17 protein-coding genes are annotated in these 17,995 nt (G+C 65.4%); 9 read left to right on the top strand and 8 right to left on the bottom strand.

Annotated features, from left to right (window positions below; all coding sequences use genetic code 11):
* Positions 1–14 precede the first annotated feature (14 nt).
* A complete protein-coding gene (locus OG874_RS03065) occupies positions 15–1,106 on the bottom strand; it encodes a pentapeptide repeat-containing protein (protein ID WP_330253603.1) in 1,092 nt (363 codons plus the stop codon).
* 147 nt (positions 1,107–1,253) lie between these two features.
* Positions 1,254–1,493 (bottom strand): hypothetical protein, encoded by a 240-nt coding sequence (locus OG874_RS03060; RefSeq protein WP_330253602.1) that lies wholly within the window; start codon positions 1,491–1,493, stop codon positions 1,254–1,256.
* A 208-nt stretch (positions 1,494–1,701) separates the two neighbouring features.
* On the opposite strand from OG874_RS03060, the gene OG874_RS03055 reads away from it, so the two are divergent.
* The 7 genes from OG874_RS03055 (at position 1,702) to OG874_RS03025 (ending at position 7,472) form a co-directional block, all read left to right on the top strand.
* Positions 1,702–2,031: a hypothetical protein gene (locus OG874_RS03055; RefSeq protein WP_330253601.1), complete on the top strand. Its 330-nt coding sequence runs from the start codon at positions 1,702–1,704 to the stop codon at positions 2,029–2,031.
* The gene (locus tag OG874_RS03050) at positions 2,009–2,524 is read left to right on the top strand and encodes a DUF6879 family protein (protein ID WP_330253600.1); all 516 of its coding nucleotides are present in this window, start codon (positions 2,009–2,011) and stop codon (positions 2,522–2,524) included. Before OG874_RS03055 ends, OG874_RS03050 begins: the two co-directional genes overlap by 23 nt.
* Positions 2,521–3,354: a helix-turn-helix domain-containing protein gene (locus OG874_RS03045; RefSeq protein ID WP_330253599.1), complete on the top strand. Its 834-nt coding sequence runs from the start codon at positions 2,521–2,523 to the stop codon at positions 3,352–3,354. The genes OG874_RS03050 and OG874_RS03045 overlap by 4 nt, the downstream gene beginning before the upstream one ends.
* 90 nt (positions 3,355–3,444) lie before the next feature.
* Positions 3,445–3,783 carry a hypothetical protein gene (locus OG874_RS03040; protein ID WP_330253598.1) on the top strand — a complete coding sequence of 113 codons (339 nt, stop codon included), beginning with the start codon at positions 3,445–3,447 and terminating at the stop codon, positions 3,781–3,783.
* Between the two features lie 347 nt (positions 3,784–4,130).
* Positions 4,131–4,832 carry an SDR family NAD(P)-dependent oxidoreductase gene (locus OG874_RS03035; protein WP_330257699.1) on the top strand — a complete coding sequence of 234 codons (702 nt, stop codon included), beginning with the start codon at positions 4,131–4,133 and terminating at the stop codon, positions 4,830–4,832.
* Between the two features lie 499 nt (positions 4,833–5,331).
* Positions 5,332–6,330 carry a non-homologous end-joining DNA ligase gene (gene ligD, locus OG874_RS03030; RefSeq protein ID WP_330253597.1) on the top strand — a complete coding sequence of 333 codons (999 nt, stop codon included), beginning with the start codon at positions 5,332–5,334 and terminating at the stop codon, positions 6,328–6,330.
* A 173-nt stretch (positions 6,331–6,503) separates the two neighbouring features.
* Positions 6,504–7,472, top strand: coding sequence for a serine/threonine-protein kinase (locus OG874_RS03025; RefSeq protein ID WP_330253596.1), 969 nt, complete (start codon positions 6,504–6,506; stop codon positions 7,470–7,472).
* A gap of 65 nt (positions 7,473–7,537) precedes the next feature.
* On the opposite strand, the gene OG874_RS03020 is transcribed toward OG874_RS03025, so the two are convergent.
* The 6 genes from OG874_RS03020 to OG874_RS02995 all read right to left on the bottom strand — a co-directional run bounded on the left by OG874_RS03020 (position 7,538) and on the right by OG874_RS02995 (position 13,731).
* Positions 7,538–9,094, bottom strand: coding sequence for an amino acid permease (locus OG874_RS03020; protein WP_330253595.1), 1,557 nt, complete (start codon positions 9,092–9,094; stop codon positions 7,538–7,540).
* A gap of 128 nt (positions 9,095–9,222) precedes the next feature.
* The gene (locus OG874_RS03015; protein WP_330253594.1) at positions 9,223–9,756 is read right to left on the bottom strand and encodes a DUF3145 domain-containing protein; all 534 of its coding nucleotides are present in this window, start codon (positions 9,754–9,756) and stop codon (positions 9,223–9,225) included.
* 121 nt (positions 9,757–9,877) lie between these two features.
* A complete protein-coding gene (locus tag OG874_RS03010) occupies positions 9,878–10,708 on the bottom strand; it encodes a serine hydrolase domain-containing protein (protein WP_330253593.1) in 831 nt (276 codons plus the stop codon).
* A gap of 163 nt (positions 10,709–10,871) precedes the next feature.
* On the bottom strand, positions 10,872–12,002 hold the full coding sequence (locus OG874_RS03005) for an NDMA-dependent alcohol dehydrogenase (protein ID WP_330253592.1): 1,131 nt from the start codon (positions 12,000–12,002) through the stop codon (positions 10,872–10,874).
* Positions 12,003–12,176: 174 nt separating this feature from the next.
* Positions 12,177–12,638 carry a DinB family protein gene (locus OG874_RS03000; RefSeq protein WP_330253591.1) on the bottom strand — a complete coding sequence of 154 codons (462 nt, stop codon included), beginning with the start codon at positions 12,636–12,638 and terminating at the stop codon, positions 12,177–12,179.
* 37 nt (positions 12,639–12,675) lie between these two features.
* Positions 12,676–13,731: a phosphotransferase family protein gene (locus OG874_RS02995; RefSeq protein WP_442943267.1), complete on the bottom strand. Its 1,056-nt coding sequence runs from the start codon at positions 13,729–13,731 to the stop codon at positions 12,676–12,678.
* An 89-nt stretch (positions 13,732–13,820) separates the two neighbouring features.
* Between OG874_RS02995 and pabB the strand changes: the two genes are divergently transcribed.
* Both pabB and OG874_RS02985 read left to right on the top strand, forming a co-directional pair.
* Positions 13,821–15,902 (top strand): aminodeoxychorismate synthase component I, encoded by a 2,082-nt coding sequence (gene pabB, locus OG874_RS02990; protein WP_330253589.1) that lies wholly within the window; start codon positions 13,821–13,823, stop codon positions 15,900–15,902.
* Between the two features lie 181 nt (positions 15,903–16,083).
* Positions 16,084–17,823, top strand: coding sequence for a TerD family protein (locus tag OG874_RS02985; protein WP_330253588.1), 1,740 nt, complete (start codon positions 16,084–16,086; stop codon positions 17,821–17,823).
* Positions 17,824–17,995 lie beyond the last annotated feature (172 nt).

Genomic DNA, 17,995 nt, shown 5'->3' with positions numbered 1-17,995 from the left:
TCGGCGGTTAGGAATCAGACAGCTAGAGGGTCTACCGGGTCTTCTGTCTCCTGCCTGGTCTTGTCCCTCCACACCGTGTACCTATCGGTTATCGCGTCGGTCCGATCCATGTCGGTCAGATCCGCACCGTGCAGATAGGCCCCGGATAAATCTGCGCGAATCAGTTTTGCGTCCCCCAGATCGGCATTCAAGAGGATCGCATCAGTCAGGATGGCGTCGTTTAGAACCGCGTGGAATAGGGAGGCCTTGGTCAGATCCGCGTCCTTCAGTACCGCCTTGGTCATGTTCGCGTAAGACAGCTTCGCGTCGGTCAAATTCGCATCACGCAGATCCACGCTAGACAGCTTCGCGTTAACCAGGTACGCGCTTTTCAGGTTCGCCCCGATCAAATCAAGCCCGACGAAATCGAGTCCCCCGAGAACGCATCCGGGCAATGATGCGTGCTCCAGGCTGATGACAGCCTTTTCCCAGGACTTCGGATCACTGGCTGGTCGTCGTCGGCGTCGTATGAGGATGCCGACGATGGTCTGTCGGATTTCACGTTCGGGCAGGTTCGGCTCATTGGGGTCGTCGCTCTCGGGAAACGGGACACGCAGATACCACTGGAGAAGGTCGATGCAGACCTGGCGTTCGTCGTCCTCGCCGAATGCGTGCCAGTCGTCGGCGAGCGCGGTCAGCGCATAGACGCCCGCTTGCCGGATGGCAGCGGACTCGTGGCCGATCTGCGCAGCAATGGCGCTATAGCGTTCCCGCAGAGTCGATACCTCTGCGCGGCGAGAGTCGGCTTCGTGCCGTTGTAGTTCGCGCTTCGTGTCGGCTTCGTGCTGGCCCCTGGAGAGATCGCGAGCGCGTTCGCCGTTGAGATAGGCCAGGACACCAGCGGACAGCGCGCCCGCACCGGCTAGGAATGTTGCCAGGGGCTGAGAGAACCCGGCGGGAACCCCGAAGAACAGGGCAGCACCGTACCCCGCCACCAGAGCGCCGACCACCATGAACGCCAGATTGGCCCAGAGCGATTGACGCCACCACGTGCGTACTCGGCGGACCCACCCTCCGGCTACATCACTACTGGACGCCTCGGCTACTGCCTTTTCCCCTTCGGACACGGGGAAGAACGTACAGCGCAGGTGATCTCAGCATCGCAGCAATGAGGACCAACCCTCAGTTCGATGGCCAGAAGATCACCGCGATGAACACGATCAGCGGCAGGCCGAACACGACCACCCACCCGAGCATGATCCACCCGTCGCCAATCATCGAATCTCGTTGTCCCGCAACGAAATCGGCTCTATGTCGATCGGCGCGGTCATCGCTGACGCAATCGCCGAAATCACATCGGCGTTAGGTTCGGCGAACTCGACTTCCCATCCCTCGTTATCGACCAGCGACCATGACCCGTCATCGCGTTGGCGATAGCTGTACCCCTCTTCGTCGTCCGGGGCTATCGCCAGCTTGCGGAGATCTTCGTCATCGAATCGCGCGGGGAGATGCATCTCCCGCCCCCTTCGGTCGTCCGTGTTGGTGTGCACCCACCGCCGAGGCAAGGCAACCCGGCGGCGGGGCTGAAAAAGACGCTAGGCGTGCGAAATTGGCTGACAACAGGAAATTGCGCCATATTGCGACGAAGTCGGCTGCGCGACACGGACAATCCGCCGATGATGAGAGTGCGTCACCCATTCACCACGAGAAACGAGACCAATCATGAAGCTCGAACGACTCGGCGGAGACAGCACAGACGGACAATCACCCACCCTCTTCCTCAGTGATAGGGAGACATACGTCACGCAGGGCTGGAGCACCGACAGACCCGACACCATCGAAATTCCTCAGCGTTTGATCCGTTTCCTAAAGCCCGGGACGTGTCTCGGCGCATTGCTGCGCGACACCGGACACGGCACGTTCTTGCTCTCGGGCGAACCGGTCACGGATCCCGAAGCCCTGGAACAGATCCGGCTGCCCGGCCACGAGTCGGCGGTAGAAGTTGCGATCGGAACGGAGCAGCGGCGCGATGCGGCACCTTTCGTTCGATGACCTAGCCGAGGCCATGCGCACCCACCGCCGCGCCTTCCATCTGGAGGTCCGCGACGACTACAGCGGCGTAGCCGGGGAGGCGGACCGGGTGCGGCGGTTCATGAACGGTGAGCAGCAGGATCCAGGGGCAAGCGCGCGGTGGCACGCCCTCATGCGAGAGGTCACGGCCAACGGCACCGAGGTGCAACGGGTCCGGGTCATAACGGAGCCGCACGGGGACTACACCCACTTCTCGGTCGGCACCACTGCCGCCAATATCGAAGTGGGCGAAGACATCCGGTGGCTACCGCGACAGGATGCCCCAGCCCATCTTCCAGACGATGACTGGTGGCTGTTCGATGGCGAACTTGCCGCGTACACGGTGTTCACCAGTGACGGGGCGGCGCTGCCGGGCTGGGTAGCGATCACCGATCCGGCAATCGTCGCGCAATACGCCCAACGCCGAGACGAGCTGTGGGCAAAGGCCATTCCGCACAACGAATACGCCAAGTGACCAATGTCGGTGAGGCACGCCGCGACCTGGGAGCCCGTCTCCGTGCTCTTCGGGTAGCGGCGCGCCTGCGTGGATATCAGCTCGCCGAACAGGCGGGCTGGCACCCTGCGAAGGTCTCACGCATCGAGCACGGTACGCAGTCGATGACCGAGGACGACTTGGCCGCGTGGTGCCGGTTTACTGGGGCCGATGCCGAATTGCCCGACCTGCTCGCCACGGTGCGCAATATCTCCGCCGCCTGGATGGAGTGGCGGCGCATCGTCGGCCACGGATACGCCTCCCACCAACGGCGCATCGGTGAGATGGAGGACCATGCTGAACTGCTGCGCGGATTCGACCCGCAGGTGTTCCACGGCCTATTGCAGACCGCCGTCTATGCGCGGGCGCTACTGGCAGCGGGTATGGAGTTCCTGGGCACGGAACGCGATCTCGATGCGGCGGTAGCGGCGCGGATGGAACGGCAACGGGTGCTCCGTGAGGGTCGGCACCGGTTCTGCCTGCTGGTCGGTGAGCAGGCACTCAGAACGACGGTCGGCAGCGATGAGGTTATGGCCGAGCAACTTCGGCATGTGCTCGACCTGATGACACTGCCTCGGCTGGTGTTCGGCATCGTGCCGGGGGAAAGTCCGTACTTCCGCCGCCTCACCGACTTCGTGCTCTACGGGCCGCGCAAGGTGCTCGTGGAGACGATCACCGCCGAGTCCGCCATCACCCAGCCCCGCGAGATCGCCCTGTACGAGAAGGTATTCGCGCGGCTGGCGGAGCAGGCCGTCTACGGAGACGCGACGCGCGAACTGATCACGGCCGAGTTGGAGCGGCGGGCAGGTTGACGCAGCAAGCGATCGGACGAATCCACGTCCCGGATGCTGTGGCTTATCTACGCTGCGACCGATGGTGCACCACACAGTGGAAGGTTTCGGATGGCGATCAACTACGTCAAGCAGCCGAAAGCTGTTCAGCAGCAACCACCGCCCGAAACGGAGCAGCTGGGCATATCGGAGCACCGAGATCTTCCCGAGCCGCCGCCCGGATCGGTTATCCGCTTTCGCGTTGACAACTACCTGTTCTCGGCCGTGCACATCAGAGACTCCGACCCGGCATATCGCTGGTACACCACGGCCACACGAGATGACGACCAAACCGGTGATTGGGGTGTGCGGCAGATCGACAGCTGGAAACGCATCTGTGATGCCGCTACCGGCGATATCGAGATCGCAACAGCTTGGCAGGTCGCGAAGGATGACCCTATGGATACGTAGCAGGCTCTGGGCTGCTCCGAGCCCAGGTCAGGCCATCACGGTCGCGGAGGCGGTACTGGCAGCGCACCGTGATGTTGCCGAACGGATCACCCGCCGCGCAGGTCATAGGCATGATCGGCGTACCCCCGAACTTGCCAAGACCTTGCCAAGACAGGCAGATACGAGCCGGACACAGCCGTACTGGCTGAACGTTCCCATGCCTCTGACCTGGACGGGATGGACGCGGCGGTACCTGCTGGACGATGTGGCGCGCTTTTACACACCAGCGGTCGGGGGTTCGAACCCTCTGCGCCCACAACTGAAGATGCAGGTAGACAACGGTTTCACCGCCTCGCCACACCTGCACCATATCCCTTCCATGGAGCAAACGTGGAGCAGGCACACACTCGAGCCACCCGGCAGGATCTCGATGTCGCGTCAATCGTCGGGCACGAGCCAGGGAGTGGCGGCGCGTGTTCGAAGTCAACCTGTTCGGCCACATCGCCGTCACCCAGGCGCTGCTACCCGCGCTACTGCGCAGCGAGGGTCGCGTGATCAACATCAGCTCGGTCGGCGGCAAGGTCGCCATGGCCACATACGGCGCGTACGCGGGCACGAAGTTCGCCCTGGAGGCGGTCAGCGACTCGCTCCGCCGGGAGGTCGCGCCGCTGGGCGTGCAGGTGGTCGTGGTCGAGCCCGGCGGCGTCCGCACGGAGATGGCCGCCCGCGGGATCGAGACAGCGAACGCCTTGGCCGCCCAAATGACGCCGGAACAGGACGAGCGCTACGGCAGCCTGGTCCAGGCGAACAACAAGTTCATGGCCTCGGGCACCGCATCGGGCGTGACCGCCGACGCCGCCGCCCGGGTCATCGCGAAGGCCGTGACGACCCGCAGACCGCGCACCCGCTACACCATCGGCCTGGATGCCGCCCTGGTCACTCGCCTGACCCGGATGCTGTCCGACCGCACCCTCGACCGCGTCATCGCCGCCAACCTGCGCCGCCACTACCCGAAGGGAGCCACCGCCGTCACACCCCGGGGCCATCGGGTGCAACACGCCCAGCACTAGGGCGATGGTCCTGGTGCTGGGGATGCAGTGCGGGGATCGGCTATGCACCCGTGCGACGATCGACAGCGGATCCGGTCCCCGATCGGGGATATGCGAGCCGCGCGAGGTCACCACCCATCTGCTCGAATGTGAGCACCCCAACCGCGGCGCCCCGATTACCGCCGCCGACTGCCCGGCACCGGTCGCCACCGCAAGAAGACCCAACAGCGCATAGCCACCACCGGTACAGCCGGCCACGCTGCCCCGGGCCAGACCGCCGTCAGGCAGCACCTCCCCCAACCCGCCGCCGACCGCGATGACATCCGCGGCCGACCTGGGCGTGCGGGGCCTCGGCACCGACCCGGCCCGGAATCGCCGCCATCCGAGCCCGCAAATCGTCCGGCTACGCGGCGCGATCCACCGCGACCAGCGGCCCTTCAGCCCCTCGCCGAGGGCTTCATCCAGGATCTCGAACATACTTTCGCCTCATGACATATCTTCTGCCCGACGTCGATAGTGGATGCGGATCGATAGCTGGCGATACGCTGATCCTGTGGTAGCAGTGCCAGCGCCGATGCTTGCCGTCCCAGGGCGGCCGCCGGATAACGCTGCCTGGGCGATCGAGATGAAGTGGGACGGCGTCCGCACCATCGCCGTCTGCTATGGCACATATGCTCGCTTGTACAGCAGGAATCGCCGAGATATGACCGGTTCATATCCTGAGCTCGCGGCGGCGCTGGCCGCGTCGGCGCGGAGGCGGGCGTTGATCCTCGACGGCGAGGTGCTCGCGCAAACCGCCTCCGGCGCGCCGTCTTTCGGTTTGCTGCAACGCCGAATGCACGTCGCGCGGCCATCTCCGGAGCTGATCCGATCAATACCGGTCCAGTTCTACGGCTTCGACGTGCTCGACATCAACGGCGAACCGACCACCGCACTGCCCTATTCAGCCCGCCGTGCCCGTCTCGATGAGCTGGAACTGCCCAGCCAGCTGGTGAGCGTCCCGCCGAATTGGCTGGGAGTGGCGGCGGATCGGATGCTCGAGCTGGCGCTCGAGCATCACCTGGAAGGGATCATGTCCAAACAAGTCGAGTCCGCCTACCACCCCGGGTATCGGTCACCGTCATGGATCAAAACGCCGCTGCGCACTACCACCGAGGCGATCGTGGCCGGATGGACCACCGGCACGAGAATGCTGAGTTCGACGTTCGGTTCTCTCGTCCTCGCGGCGCACGCCCCGGATGGGCGCCTGGTCTACATCGGCAACGTGGGCACCGGGTTCACGATGGCCACCCGCCGCAAGCTGCGTGCCCACCTCGACGCGCTCGCCACGGACCGGAGCCCGTTCGATACCCCCGTCACCGGTCACGGCGGCATCGGCGGCGTGCACTGGGTACGCCCGGAGCTGGTCGGCGATATCGAGTACCGCGAGTACACCGGCGACGGCCTGCGCCACCCGAGCTGGCGCGGCCTGCGCAGCGACAAGGACGCAAGCGAGATCAAAGCGCCGATATCGGATTAGATGCAACACTGTTGGGCTGGATCGCGACGTGGTCCGCGCCGACGTCGAGGTGGTCGAGCACTCGTCGACGGATTGTGTCGTGATGCACCAGCGGTCGGGGCTCGAACCCGTCTGCGCCCACCGCTTCCCAACAGGGGCGGGGAATTGTGTCACTGGCGCACTAGGGTGGGGCCGTGGCGCTAGAACCAGGTGACCAGTTTGCGGGATTTGTTGTGCGGGCCCGGCTCGGTCACGGCGGTGGCAGCGACGTGTACCTGGCCGAGGATCCGGAGGGATCGCGGTCGGTATCGCTGAAGATTTTGGGACCCAACGACAGCCGGTCGGCGCAGGCGCGTGCGCGGTTCGTGCACGAGTTCGACATCCTGTCCACGCTGCGGCACCCGGATATCGTGCGGATGTATACGCATGGTGAATCCGACGGGAGGCTCTGGTCGGCGCACGAGTACATCGCAGGTGCGACAGCGGCGACGCTCGTGCGGATGCCGCATCAACGTCCCGATCTGCGGCGGGTGCTGCATGTGCTGACGCATGTCGCGGCGGGATTGGATTTCGCGCACGCCAACAATGTGGTCCATCTCGACGTGAAACCGGCGAACGTGTTGGTCGGTGTGGATGAGCCGGCGGCGGTGAAGATCTCGGACTTCGATCAGGCCCGGTGGCTGAACCGGCCCGAACCGCCCCTGGCCACAAACGGTTTCGTCGTCGTATCGGTGCCCTACGCCGCGCCGGAACTGCTGCAGGCGGGCACGGTGTCGCCGGCGACGGACCAGTACGCGCTGGCCTGCTCGGCCATCGAACTGCTCACCGGCCGCCCGCCGTTCGCCCGCGGGAACCTCATGGCCACCGCGCAAGCCCACCTGCACGACCCACCCCCCGAAATCTCCGGGCGCAACCGTTGGATCCCGCCTGAGCTCGACGCGATCCTGCACCGGTCGCTCGCGAAGGACCCCGATGGTCGCTACGCCTCGTGCGCCGAACCCATCCGCCTGCTCACCGAGGCACTCCACGAGATCGATCCACGCCCCCTCGCTCCCCTATTGAGCCGTCTGAATACGGCATTCACCCGGCCGTATCTGCTGAACGCCGCGTTCAGACGGAAGGGAGCAGAGGCGAAACAGGCACGCGGGTCCGGCGGGCGATAGACGGACTCGACGCTGCACACGGGGCGGATCGGTAGCGGTCGCGCAACAGGCGACAACGCGCGGCGCTAGAGACCGCTCTGGTCTCGGAATCGATGCCCTGGCTCCTCGACGATCACGTCCGGCTCTTCCGGGTGGCCGGGCCAGGGGCGTTCGGCTACGACGGGGAACTGGCCGGTGTGATCGTGGCGGATTGCCGCTATGCGCAGAACCCTTCGGCGGACCAGGAACCAGCCGCAGACCATGGCGGGGGCCGCGAACACGACCATGACGAGCACGGCGGCGCGCTGTACCGGGTCGTCACCGCAGGCCATCAGGATGACTACGGCCGCGAGGAAAATCAGCGTCGCCACACTCGTGTAGGGGGTCCCGACGAGCCGGAAGGCCGGACGGTGCGCCACGCCTCGGCGCCACAGGTGCCATAGCCGCAGTTGACAGAGCATGACGGCGGTCCACGACATGATGGTGCCGAGCGCCGAGACGTTCAAGACGATCTCGAATGCTTTGTCCGGCACCACCATGTCGAGCCCGACCCCGATCAGGGCGATCGAACCGGCCGCGAGGATACCGATATAGGGCACACCGGTGCGCGACATGCGTGAGGCGGCAGCGGGGGCGCTGCCGTTACGCGACATCGAGCGCAGAATTCGGCCGGTCGAGTAGAGGCCTGCGTTGAGACTGGAGAAGGCGGCGGTGAGCACGATCAGATTCATGATCGATCCGGCCGCGGGAACTCCGATGCGCGAGAAGAAGGTGACGAACGGACTCTCGCCCGCCCGGAAGGCGGTGTAGGGCAACAACAATCCGAGCAGTATCAGTGACCCGACGTAGAACAGGGCGATGCGGGTGATCACCGAATTGATCGCCCGCGGCATGATCTGCTCCGGTTGCTCTGCCTCCCCCGCCGCGATGCCGACCAGTTCGACTGCGGCATAGGCGAATACGACGCCGGTGGTAACCGTGACCAGCGGCAGTAGCCCGGTCGGGAACAATCCGCCGTGCTGGGTGATCACCGAAATTCCGGTGGTTTCACCGTGCACCCGGAAGCGGCAGCCCAGGAACACCGTGCCGATAATCAGGAATCCGGCCAGCGCGACAACCTTGATCAGCGCGACCCAGAATTCCAGTTCCCCGAACCAGCGCACCGAGATCAGATTGGTGCTCACGACCACGATCAGGGCGATGAGCGCGATCACCCACTGCGGGACGGCCTCGAACATGCCCCAGTAGCGGACATATATGGCGATGGCGGTGATATCGACGATGCCGGTCATGCACCAGTGGAAGAAGTACATCCAGCCGACGGCGAAAGCGAGCTTCTCACCGTAGAACTCACGCGAGTAGGAGACGAACGATCCGGCGGACGGACGATGCAGCACCAGTTCGCCGAGCGCCCGCAGAATAAAGAAGACGAATACGCCACAGACGGCGTATAGCAGGAACAATCCGGGACCGGCGCCCGCTAGGCGCCCGCCCGCACCGAGGAACAGCCCGGTGCCGATCACGCCGCCGATCGCGATCATCTGAACTTGGCGTGTGCGCAGCGATCTTCGATAGCCGATGTCTTCGGCGTGCAACGCATCCGAAAGCGCCGATAGCTCCACAGGCCGCCCGACTGCGATCATGAACAGGCCTTCCCGCGGTGCCCCATGGTGATCGAAATCATATCCGCAAGGATTGTACCGCTATTTAACGGTGCATTCGATAACGGTTTGTTGAAGAAAAAACCATCGCCTGTGCTGGTTATTGGGGACTAACCGACGTCGCGGCGCAGCCAGGTGACTTCGGCGCCGGATTCGATGCCGTAGCGGTAAACCTCGAGGTCTTCGTCCCAGGGCGTGCCGAGGGCGCGGTCGAGTTCGGTGGCCAGGTCGTAGCCGGTGTAGTTGCCGAGTTCGCGGTTGGCTTGCAGCATGGCGCGCAGGCGCATTTCGCCGATGGTCACATCGCCGTTGGCGGAGGTGGAGCCGTGCCAGAGGCCGAGGGTGGGGACGAAGCTGTAGCGTTCGCCGTCCACGCCGTCACTGGGGTCCTCGGTGACCTCGAAGCGCAGCACGGGCCAGGAGCGCAACGACTGGGCAATCCGGGAGGCGGTACCGACGGGACCGATCCAGTCGGTGGTCGCGCGCAGCTGACCGTCGGCGGGTTGCGCGGTCCAGCGCAACTTCGCGGGCGCGCCGAGGGCCGAGGTGAGCGCCCACTCGATGTGCGGGCACAGCGCAGCGGGCGACGAGTGGATGTAGACCACACCCGCCGTCGCGTCCGCGAACTGACTCGATGCGCGCACCACTAACACCTCCAGCTTCGACGAGGAACGTCTTCCCCAACGACCTGTCGAACCTGGCGTTGCCCGAGTGTACTGGAGTGCCCGAAGTTACACGTGTTACTTCGGATGCGTGTCCGAGCTGTTACTTCGGACCCGAGTTCGGTGCGAGGGTCGACTCCGCGATCACCGCATCGGAGAAGACGGGCCAAGCCTCCCGCGCCCAGTCGCCGAAATTCTCGTCGCTCAAAGCGATACTCGCCACCCCAATTTCGGGATCCACCCACAGAAATGTGCCGGACTGACCGAAATGGCCATAGGTACCTGCGGAATTTGCCGCGCCGGTCCAATGCGGCGATTTTCCGTCACGAATCTCAAAGCCCAGCCCCCAGTCATTGGGACGCTGCGATCCGTAACCGGGCAGCACACCATTGAGCCCGGGAAACTGGACCGAGGTGGCCTCGGCGTGGGTCTGCGCCGAAATCAACTGGGGGTTCAGCAGTTCGGCGGCGAAACGCACCAGATCCGCCGCGGTGGACCGGCCGGCGTGCCCGGCCGGACCGGCGAGCACCGAGGCCGTCATGCCGAGCGGCTCGAATACGGCCTCCCGCAAGTAGTCCGGGAACGCGAAGCCCGTCTGCTCCGCGACAAAGGCCGCGAGTATCTCGAAGCCCGCGCTGGAGTAGATCCGTCGCGTGCCCGGGGCGGCGAGTTCCTCGGTGGTATCGAAGGCGATGCCGGAGGTGTGCGCGAGCAGATGCCGGACGGTAGCTCCCGGCGGGCCCGCGGGTTGCTCGAGTTCGACCGCGCCCTCCTCCACCGCGACCAGCACCGCATAAGCGACCAGCGGCTTGGTCACCGAGGCGAGGGGGAATACACGCTCGACATCGCCCGCCGTCCGCGCGCCGTCGCGGGTCACCACCCCTGCCGCCGCGTGCCGAACCGGCCAGTCCCTGATCTGCTCGAGTGAACGCACGAAACGAGCGTACGAGACGCAGAGAACGCGGGCCCAGGCGGAGGCTTCGACCGTCGAGCCGTACCGGGCCGGGAAGGGCATGTTGAAATTCCCGCTCGGCAAGCCGGTTCCGTATGACCTGATCACGCGGATCGCCACCGAACTCGCCGAGCGGTGACGTGATCTACCAGTCGGCCTCGGTGTACTTGATGATGCCGCGAATGTTCTTGCCGTCCAGCATGTCCTGGTAGCCCTGGTTGATCTGCTCCAGGGAGTATTGGCGGGTGATCATATCGTCGAGGTTCAGCTGACCCGCCTTGTACAGCGCGAGCAGGCGCGGCGCGTCCTGGCGGGCATTGCCACCACCGAAGATGCAGCCCTTCACCGTCTTCTGCAGCATGGACAGCAGGAAGCTGTTGAGCTTGACGTCGCTCTCGTCCATCCGGCCCATCGAGGTGACGACCAGGGTCCCCGCCTTGCCGGTGAGGATCAGCCCCTCCTCGATGTATTCGCCGTGCATCTCACCCATGGTGAGGATGACATTCTCGGCCATCCGACCCTCGGTGGCCTCGATCAGCGGCATGATCGCGGCGGCCATGCTCTCGTAGGTGTGCGTCGCACCGAACTTCTGCGCCTGCTCGCGCTTCCACGGATTCGGATCGATCGCGACCACTTTGGACGCGCCGGAGAGCACCGCGCCCTGCAGCGCGCTCATACCGACGCCGCCGATGCCGGCGATCACCACGGTCTCGCCCGGCTGTACCTGGGCGACATGGGTGGAGGAGCCGAAGCCGGTGGGCACGCCGCAGCCGACGAGGCAGGCGACCTCGAACGGGATACTCGGATCGATCTTGACCACCGAGGTGTGGTGCACCGTCATATACGGCGCGAAGGTGCCGAGCAGGCACATCGGGATGACATTCTCGCCACGCGCCTGGATGCGGTAGGTGCCGTCGCTGATGGCCTGACCCATCAACAGTCCGGCGCCCAGGTCGCACAGCGCCATATTGCCGCTCACGCAGGCCGGACAGCGACCGCAAGCGGGGATGAACGACAGGATCACGTGGTCGCCGACCTGCAGGTCGGCGGGGCAGTTCGGCCCGAGCTTGGTGATCACGCCCGCGCCCTCGTGGCCACCCATGACGGGGAATGCGGGCATCGGTGTCGCACCGGTCACGATGTGGTGGTCCGAGTGGCACATTCCGGCGGTTTCCATCCGGATCTGGACTTCACCGGCGACTGGATCGCCGACCTCGATCTCCTCCACCGACCACGGTTGGTCGATCCCCCACAGGATCGCGCCTTTCGTCTTCATTCCTGTCGACCTCTCGCATGCACGGGCTTCAATGTGACTGCACCCACAGTACGAGAAAACTGGAACGCGTTCTAGTACTGGGTCGAAAATTCGCCGACAGGGATTGACCAGACCCCCGAACGAGTTCCAGTTCGCCCCCGCGAAGCACCCGCTCGGATCCGATATTGCCCGACTTCAGCCGCGCACGTCGTGCACATGGTGGATTACGTCGTGCACGAAGTAGGACGCCAGGGATTCGACGGTGAAGATCGAACCGTCGCTGCGCCGCGCCTGCCGGGCGAGGTCGGCGGTGGGGACCGATTCGAAGGCACGCGCGGTCGCATCGGCCGCCTCGGTCAGCTCCGCGGCCACCTTGCCGGGGTCCTGCTCACCGTATCGATCAGCGATGGCCGTGAGGTCCTGATCCCAGTTCGAGAACACCGGGATGCCATCAGCCGTCTCGCCGGCGTCGAGACCTTTCGCATCGAAGCCGGTGACCCGCGGATCGACCGCGCTGGCGCGGGCCGTCACAGCCGCGCGATAGGTGAAGATTCGGCAGACGTCGCGAACATGGGCGGCGTACTCGAGCGCCGACCAGGTCGAGTCGTCCGGGCGGATTGCGGCGTCGGGCCGCTCGGAACATATCCAGCCAGTCATCGGCAAGATTCCGACAGCCTCTCGCCCAGAGCTGCGATCACTCCATCAGGCGATGTGCGCGCTCGAAGAGTTCGAGGGTGATGGCGTGCAGGAAGTCGCCGACCTGCTTGGGCGCCTTGCCCGCGAAGGCCCGGGCGTGCGTACCTTCCAGCACGATGCCGAGCTTGAAGCAGGCGAGCACTGTGTACCAGGTGACGTTGCTCAGGTCGCGGTCGGAGAACTTGCCGTAGTGCGCGATCATCTCAGCCGGCGTCGGCAGGCCGCCGACGGCACCGAGCTTGCCGATCAGCGCCGCGCCGGTGGTGCCGGGTTCCGGGCGGGTCGCGATCTGCCAGCCGAGGTCGAGCAGCGGGTCGCCAATGGTCGACATCTCCCAGTCCACCATCGCGGCCACCTCCGGGCCGTCATAGGAGAACATCATGTTGGCCAGGTGACAGTCGCCGTGCAGGATGCCGGGAGTCCACTGTGCGGGACGATTCCGATCCAGCCACTCCCCGACCTGCCGCACGCCGGGAATCTCCGGACCCGCGTAGCCCTCATTGGCCGAATAGGACTCGAGCTCGCCGAGCCAGCGCGGCACCTGGCGCTCCAGGAAGCCGTCCGGCTTGCCGTAGTCCTGGAGTCCGAGCGCCTGATAGTCGAGGGCGCCGAGGCGGGCGATAGCCTCCACGGCGGACAGGCCCATCTGCCGCCGCACCTCCGGATCGCCCGCATGCAGTTCGGGCAATTCGTTCTGCGGGTTGAAGCCGGTAATGGGCTCCATCAGGTAGAAGACCGCGCCGAGGACCGATTCGTCGGGGCATGCGGCGATCACTCGCGGGGCGCGCACACCGGTGCCGTCGAGCGCGCCGAGCAGCCGGGCCTCGCGACGGATGACGTCATTACTCTTGGCGCGCAGATGCTTCGGCCCGCGCCGCAGCACGTAGTCCCGGCCGCCGCGGGCGAAGCGCAGCATGATGTTCTGCGTGCCACCGCCGAGAGAGGTCACATCCTCGAACTCGCCGGCCGGCAAACCCTGCTCATCCATCCATTTACCGACGACAGCGAAGTCGACGACATCTCGATCCACATCGACCGGTTGCGCAACAGACATGTCCCACATTGTGCACCACACGGCGGACCAAACTGAAGGCGCATGACAACAGTTTGCCGCGACCGGTGCGGCGTAGGGTTCGGAGCACGATGCGTACGCTCTTGATCGACAATTACGACTCGTTCACCTACAACCTGTATCAGCTGATCAGCGAGGTGAACGGGGAAGAACCCACGGTCGTGCGCAATGACGCGGTCGACGATATCGCGCGGCTGCGACTGGAGCGTTTCGACAATATCGTCATCTCTCCCGGCCCCGGCCGGCCCGACGTCGCCCGGGATATCGGCATCTCGGCCGCGGTGATTCGTGACGCCGAGCTGCCACTGCTCGGCGTCTGCCTCGGACATCAGGCCATCGTCGTCGCGGAAGGCGGCATTGTCACCACCGCGCCTGCCGCTCGGCACGGCTATCTCGACCACATCGAGCACGATGGCAACGACCTGTTCGCCGGACTCCCCGAGGGTTTCACCGCGGTGCGGTATCACTCGCTGTGTGCGCGGCGACCATTGCCGGACGGTCTCGAGATCACCGCCGTCGCGGCCGATGGGGTGATCATGGGGGTTCGGCATCGGAGCAGACCACAGTGGGGTGTGCAGTTCCATCCCGAATCGATCGCCAGCGAGTACGGCGCGGCGTTACTCGGCAACTTCGCGAAACTGACTGCGGCACAGCGGATTCGGTCGAGCATCATTGGGCCGTTCGAGTATGCCGAGCCGCTCGCGAGCCGACATGAGTATCGCGAATCGCGGCGCTCGTGGCAGCTCCGGCATGCGGTGATCGAGCGTGCGATCGATACCGAGGCCGCGTTCATCCGGTTGTACGGCAACTCCCGCACCGCGTTCTGGCTGGACAGCGAGCAGGTCGAGCCGGGGCTGGATCGGTTCTCCTTTCTCGGCGATGCGAGCGGGCCGCTGGCCGAAGTGGTTCGGTATCGGGTCGGCGAGGACATGGTGACGGTCGAATCCTCGGATGGGAATCGGCGGACAGTGCCCGGCGGAATTCTCGACTATCTAGCCGGGCAGCTACATCTGCGGCATACCGAACTGCCGGATCTGCCTTTCGATTTCGCGTGCGGATATATCGGATATCTCGGTTATGAAGTGAAGGCCGACTGCGGGGCGAGCGCCGCGCATCGCGCACCGACGCCGGATGCGCAATGGATCTTCGCCGACCGGATCGTCGTCGTCGACCATGTCGGCGGGCGGACCCATCTGCTCGCACTCACCGATCCCGCGCCGGAAGCCCTTCGGGCGGGGGCGGATTGGTTGCGCGATACCCGCGAGATTCTGGAATCCCTACCGACGTGGGCGAATCCACCGACGCTCGAGGTGTTCTCCGATACCGCCTCCGTCGCACCGCTGTTCACCCGTGGGCGGGATCGGTATCTCGCCGATATCGCGGTCTGCCAGGAGCGACTACACGCGGGCGAGTCCTATGAAATCTGTCTCACCGACAGCGCGTCCATGGCGGCACGCGAGTCCGACGGGCTCGATTTCTATCGCACGTTGCGCCGCTGCAATCCCGCACCGTATGCGGCATATCTGCGCTTCGACGATCTCGAAATCGCTTGCTCCTCACCGGAACGCTTCCTCAAGGTCGACCGGGCCCGCACCGTGGAGAGCAAGCCGATAAAGGGCACCGCGCCGCGCGGGAGTACGCCCGCAGAGGACGAGCGGCTGCGGCGCGAACTGGCCGACAGTCCCAAGACCAGGGCCGAGAACCTGATGATCGTCGACCTGTTGCGCAACGACCTCGGGCGGGTCTGCCAGATCGGCAGTGTGCACGTGCCGAAATTGATGGCGACCGAGACGTACTCGACCATGCACCAATTGGTCTCCACCATCCGGGGCACCTTGCGCCCGCATGTCGACGTCATCGATTGCCTGCGGGCGTGTTTCCCCGGCGGCTCGATGACCGGGGCCCCGAAGCTGCGCACCATGGAGATCATCGACGAACTGGAAACCGAAGCGCGCGGTATCTATTCGGGCACCATCGGCTTCCTCGGTCTGGCGGGCACGGCGGACCTCAATATCGTCATCCGGACCGCCGTTCGCCACGACGGCCAGTGGCGGATCGGCGCGGGCGGCGCCATCGTCCTGGACTCGGACCCCGAGGACGAATACCACGAAACCCTCCTCAAAGCCGCGGCCACCTACCGCGCCACTCGCTGAGCCCCGCGCGTCCCAACCCCACCGCTCCTTCGCATCCTTGTGGGTGCCCCAGATCCGGGCATGAACGACGCGGCCGGTTTGTGCCGTGCCTGCCGGGCTGGGACTGCGGTTCGCGCGCATCGCCGAATATCGGGACCGACCGGGTCGGCGTGTCGGAGGGTCGTGGCATAGTTCCGTGGCGATGAAACTCAGTAAAGGGGCCAATACGGCGGTACCGACTTCCCTTCTTGCCGTGGTTGTTTCGTGGCGGTCGGAGCATGCGGTGGATGCGCATGCGTTGTTGTTGGCGGCGGCGGGATCGGTGCGCACCGATCGGGATCTGGTGTTCTTCAACGCGCCCCGGCATATGTCGCAGGCGGTGACGCTCGATCAGGAGCCCGCGCCGGGCACCGCGCGACTGAGTGTCTCGCTACCGCGCACCGAATCGGATGTGGCACGGATCGTCGTCGCGGGCTCGGTCGACGCGGGAACCTTCGGCGATATCACGGGTTTGACCCTCACCATCGAAGCCGCTCACGGCCCGATCGCGCGATTCGAGATCACCGACGCCGATTCGGTGTCCGCCATGATGTTCGGCGAGTTCTATCGCCGCGAGGACCAGTGGCGGTTCCGCGCCATCGGCCAGGGCTGGTCGAGCGGACTGCCCGGACTCGTCACCGAATTCGGCGTCAACGTCGACGAACCCGACGCGCGAGCGTCGGGCGCAACGCACCGATCGCAGCGCGAACCGACCGGCGCCGACCATGAGCCGACCGCTTCGCGAGCGGATAACACCCCGATGCCATCCCAGCCGACCAGGCCGATCGATCTCGACCGACGTCGACAGGCGGTTGAACCCGGTCCGCTCGCACCGCCGCCGAATTCCCAACGCGCCGACTGGTATGCGGATCCCGAGGATCCGTCGAGGTTGCGGTGGTGGGATGGGACGCAGTGGACCGGCGCCGGGTATCCGCCCCGACCCCCGCGCGCACGCGAGTGTGCGCGTTGCGGACATCTCAGGCGGCGCAAGCTGTTCGGTGGTCTTGCGGCGTGTCTGTACTGTGCGGCCGAGATCGAGGAGTACCTGACGCACTGGCACACCCAGGCTTGGCGGGTGCTCACCACGTCGGGGCCGCGCGGCGCGGATTGGGACGCGTTGTGGGCGTCGTTGCGGTATCAGCGGATCGACGAGAACCTGGGCCGGGATGCGTTGCGTGCGGTGGCGCTGAGCTATGTTGAGCGACTGGTCACCTTCGCGTTCGCGGACGGGGAGATCGAGCAGCCGGAGTTCGAGGCGTTCGAGCAGGCGATCCATGAGCTGGGTCTGACCGGGCCGCTGGTCGAGGATCTGCGCAGGCGAATGCACCGCGGCCACCTGCTGTCCCGGCTGCGCGGCGGTGATCTGCCGCTGGTCCGGACGCCCGGACTGCATCTGGATCCCGAGGAGAAGGTGCACCTGGACCTGGCCGCGGTGCATATCCGGCAGTTGGCGCGCGGCCCGAAACACACCGACGGCAGGCTGATCGCCAGCAATAAGAAGCTGCGCTTCGTCGGAATCGACACCGGCACCGAATTGCCGTGGAACCGGGTGGTTTCGGTGCGGGTCGAGCAACGCACGGTGGTCATCGCGGCGACCTCGGCGCGCGGCGGCGCCACCTTCGATGTCGAGGACCCCGATTACGTCGCGGCCGCCATGGAGGGCGCGCTGCGTGTCGCCAAACGCCTGATCCTCACCCCGGGCCAGCGCGACACCCGCAGCATCCCCCAGGAGGTCAAAGCCGAAGTGTGGCAACGCGACGGCGGCAAATGTGTCGAATGCGGCGACGGCCACTACCTCGAATTCGACCACATCATTCCGCTCAGCCGCGGTGGCGCGACGAGCGCGACCAATCTGCAGATCCTCTGCCGTGCCTGTAACCGGGCCAAAGGCGCGCGGATCTGACGTAACCACACGACCGGTCACCTGTCCGATACCGCACGCATCCGCGCACCGGAACACCGATGTGGCGAATCAGGCATATGCGATGGCCCACGTTGAGCCGCGTACCGTCGAAATCTCCATCGTCGGCTGCGATCTCGTGCCCATCGCCTACTACCGGACGAAGGTGGACCAG

Origin of the sequence: Nocardia sp. NBC_00565 (assembly GCF_036345915.1) — a bacterium.
Taxonomy (GTDB): Bacteria; Actinomycetota; Actinomycetes; order Mycobacteriales; family Mycobacteriaceae; genus Nocardia.
This window is presented reverse-complemented; position numbering and strand designations above follow the sequence as displayed.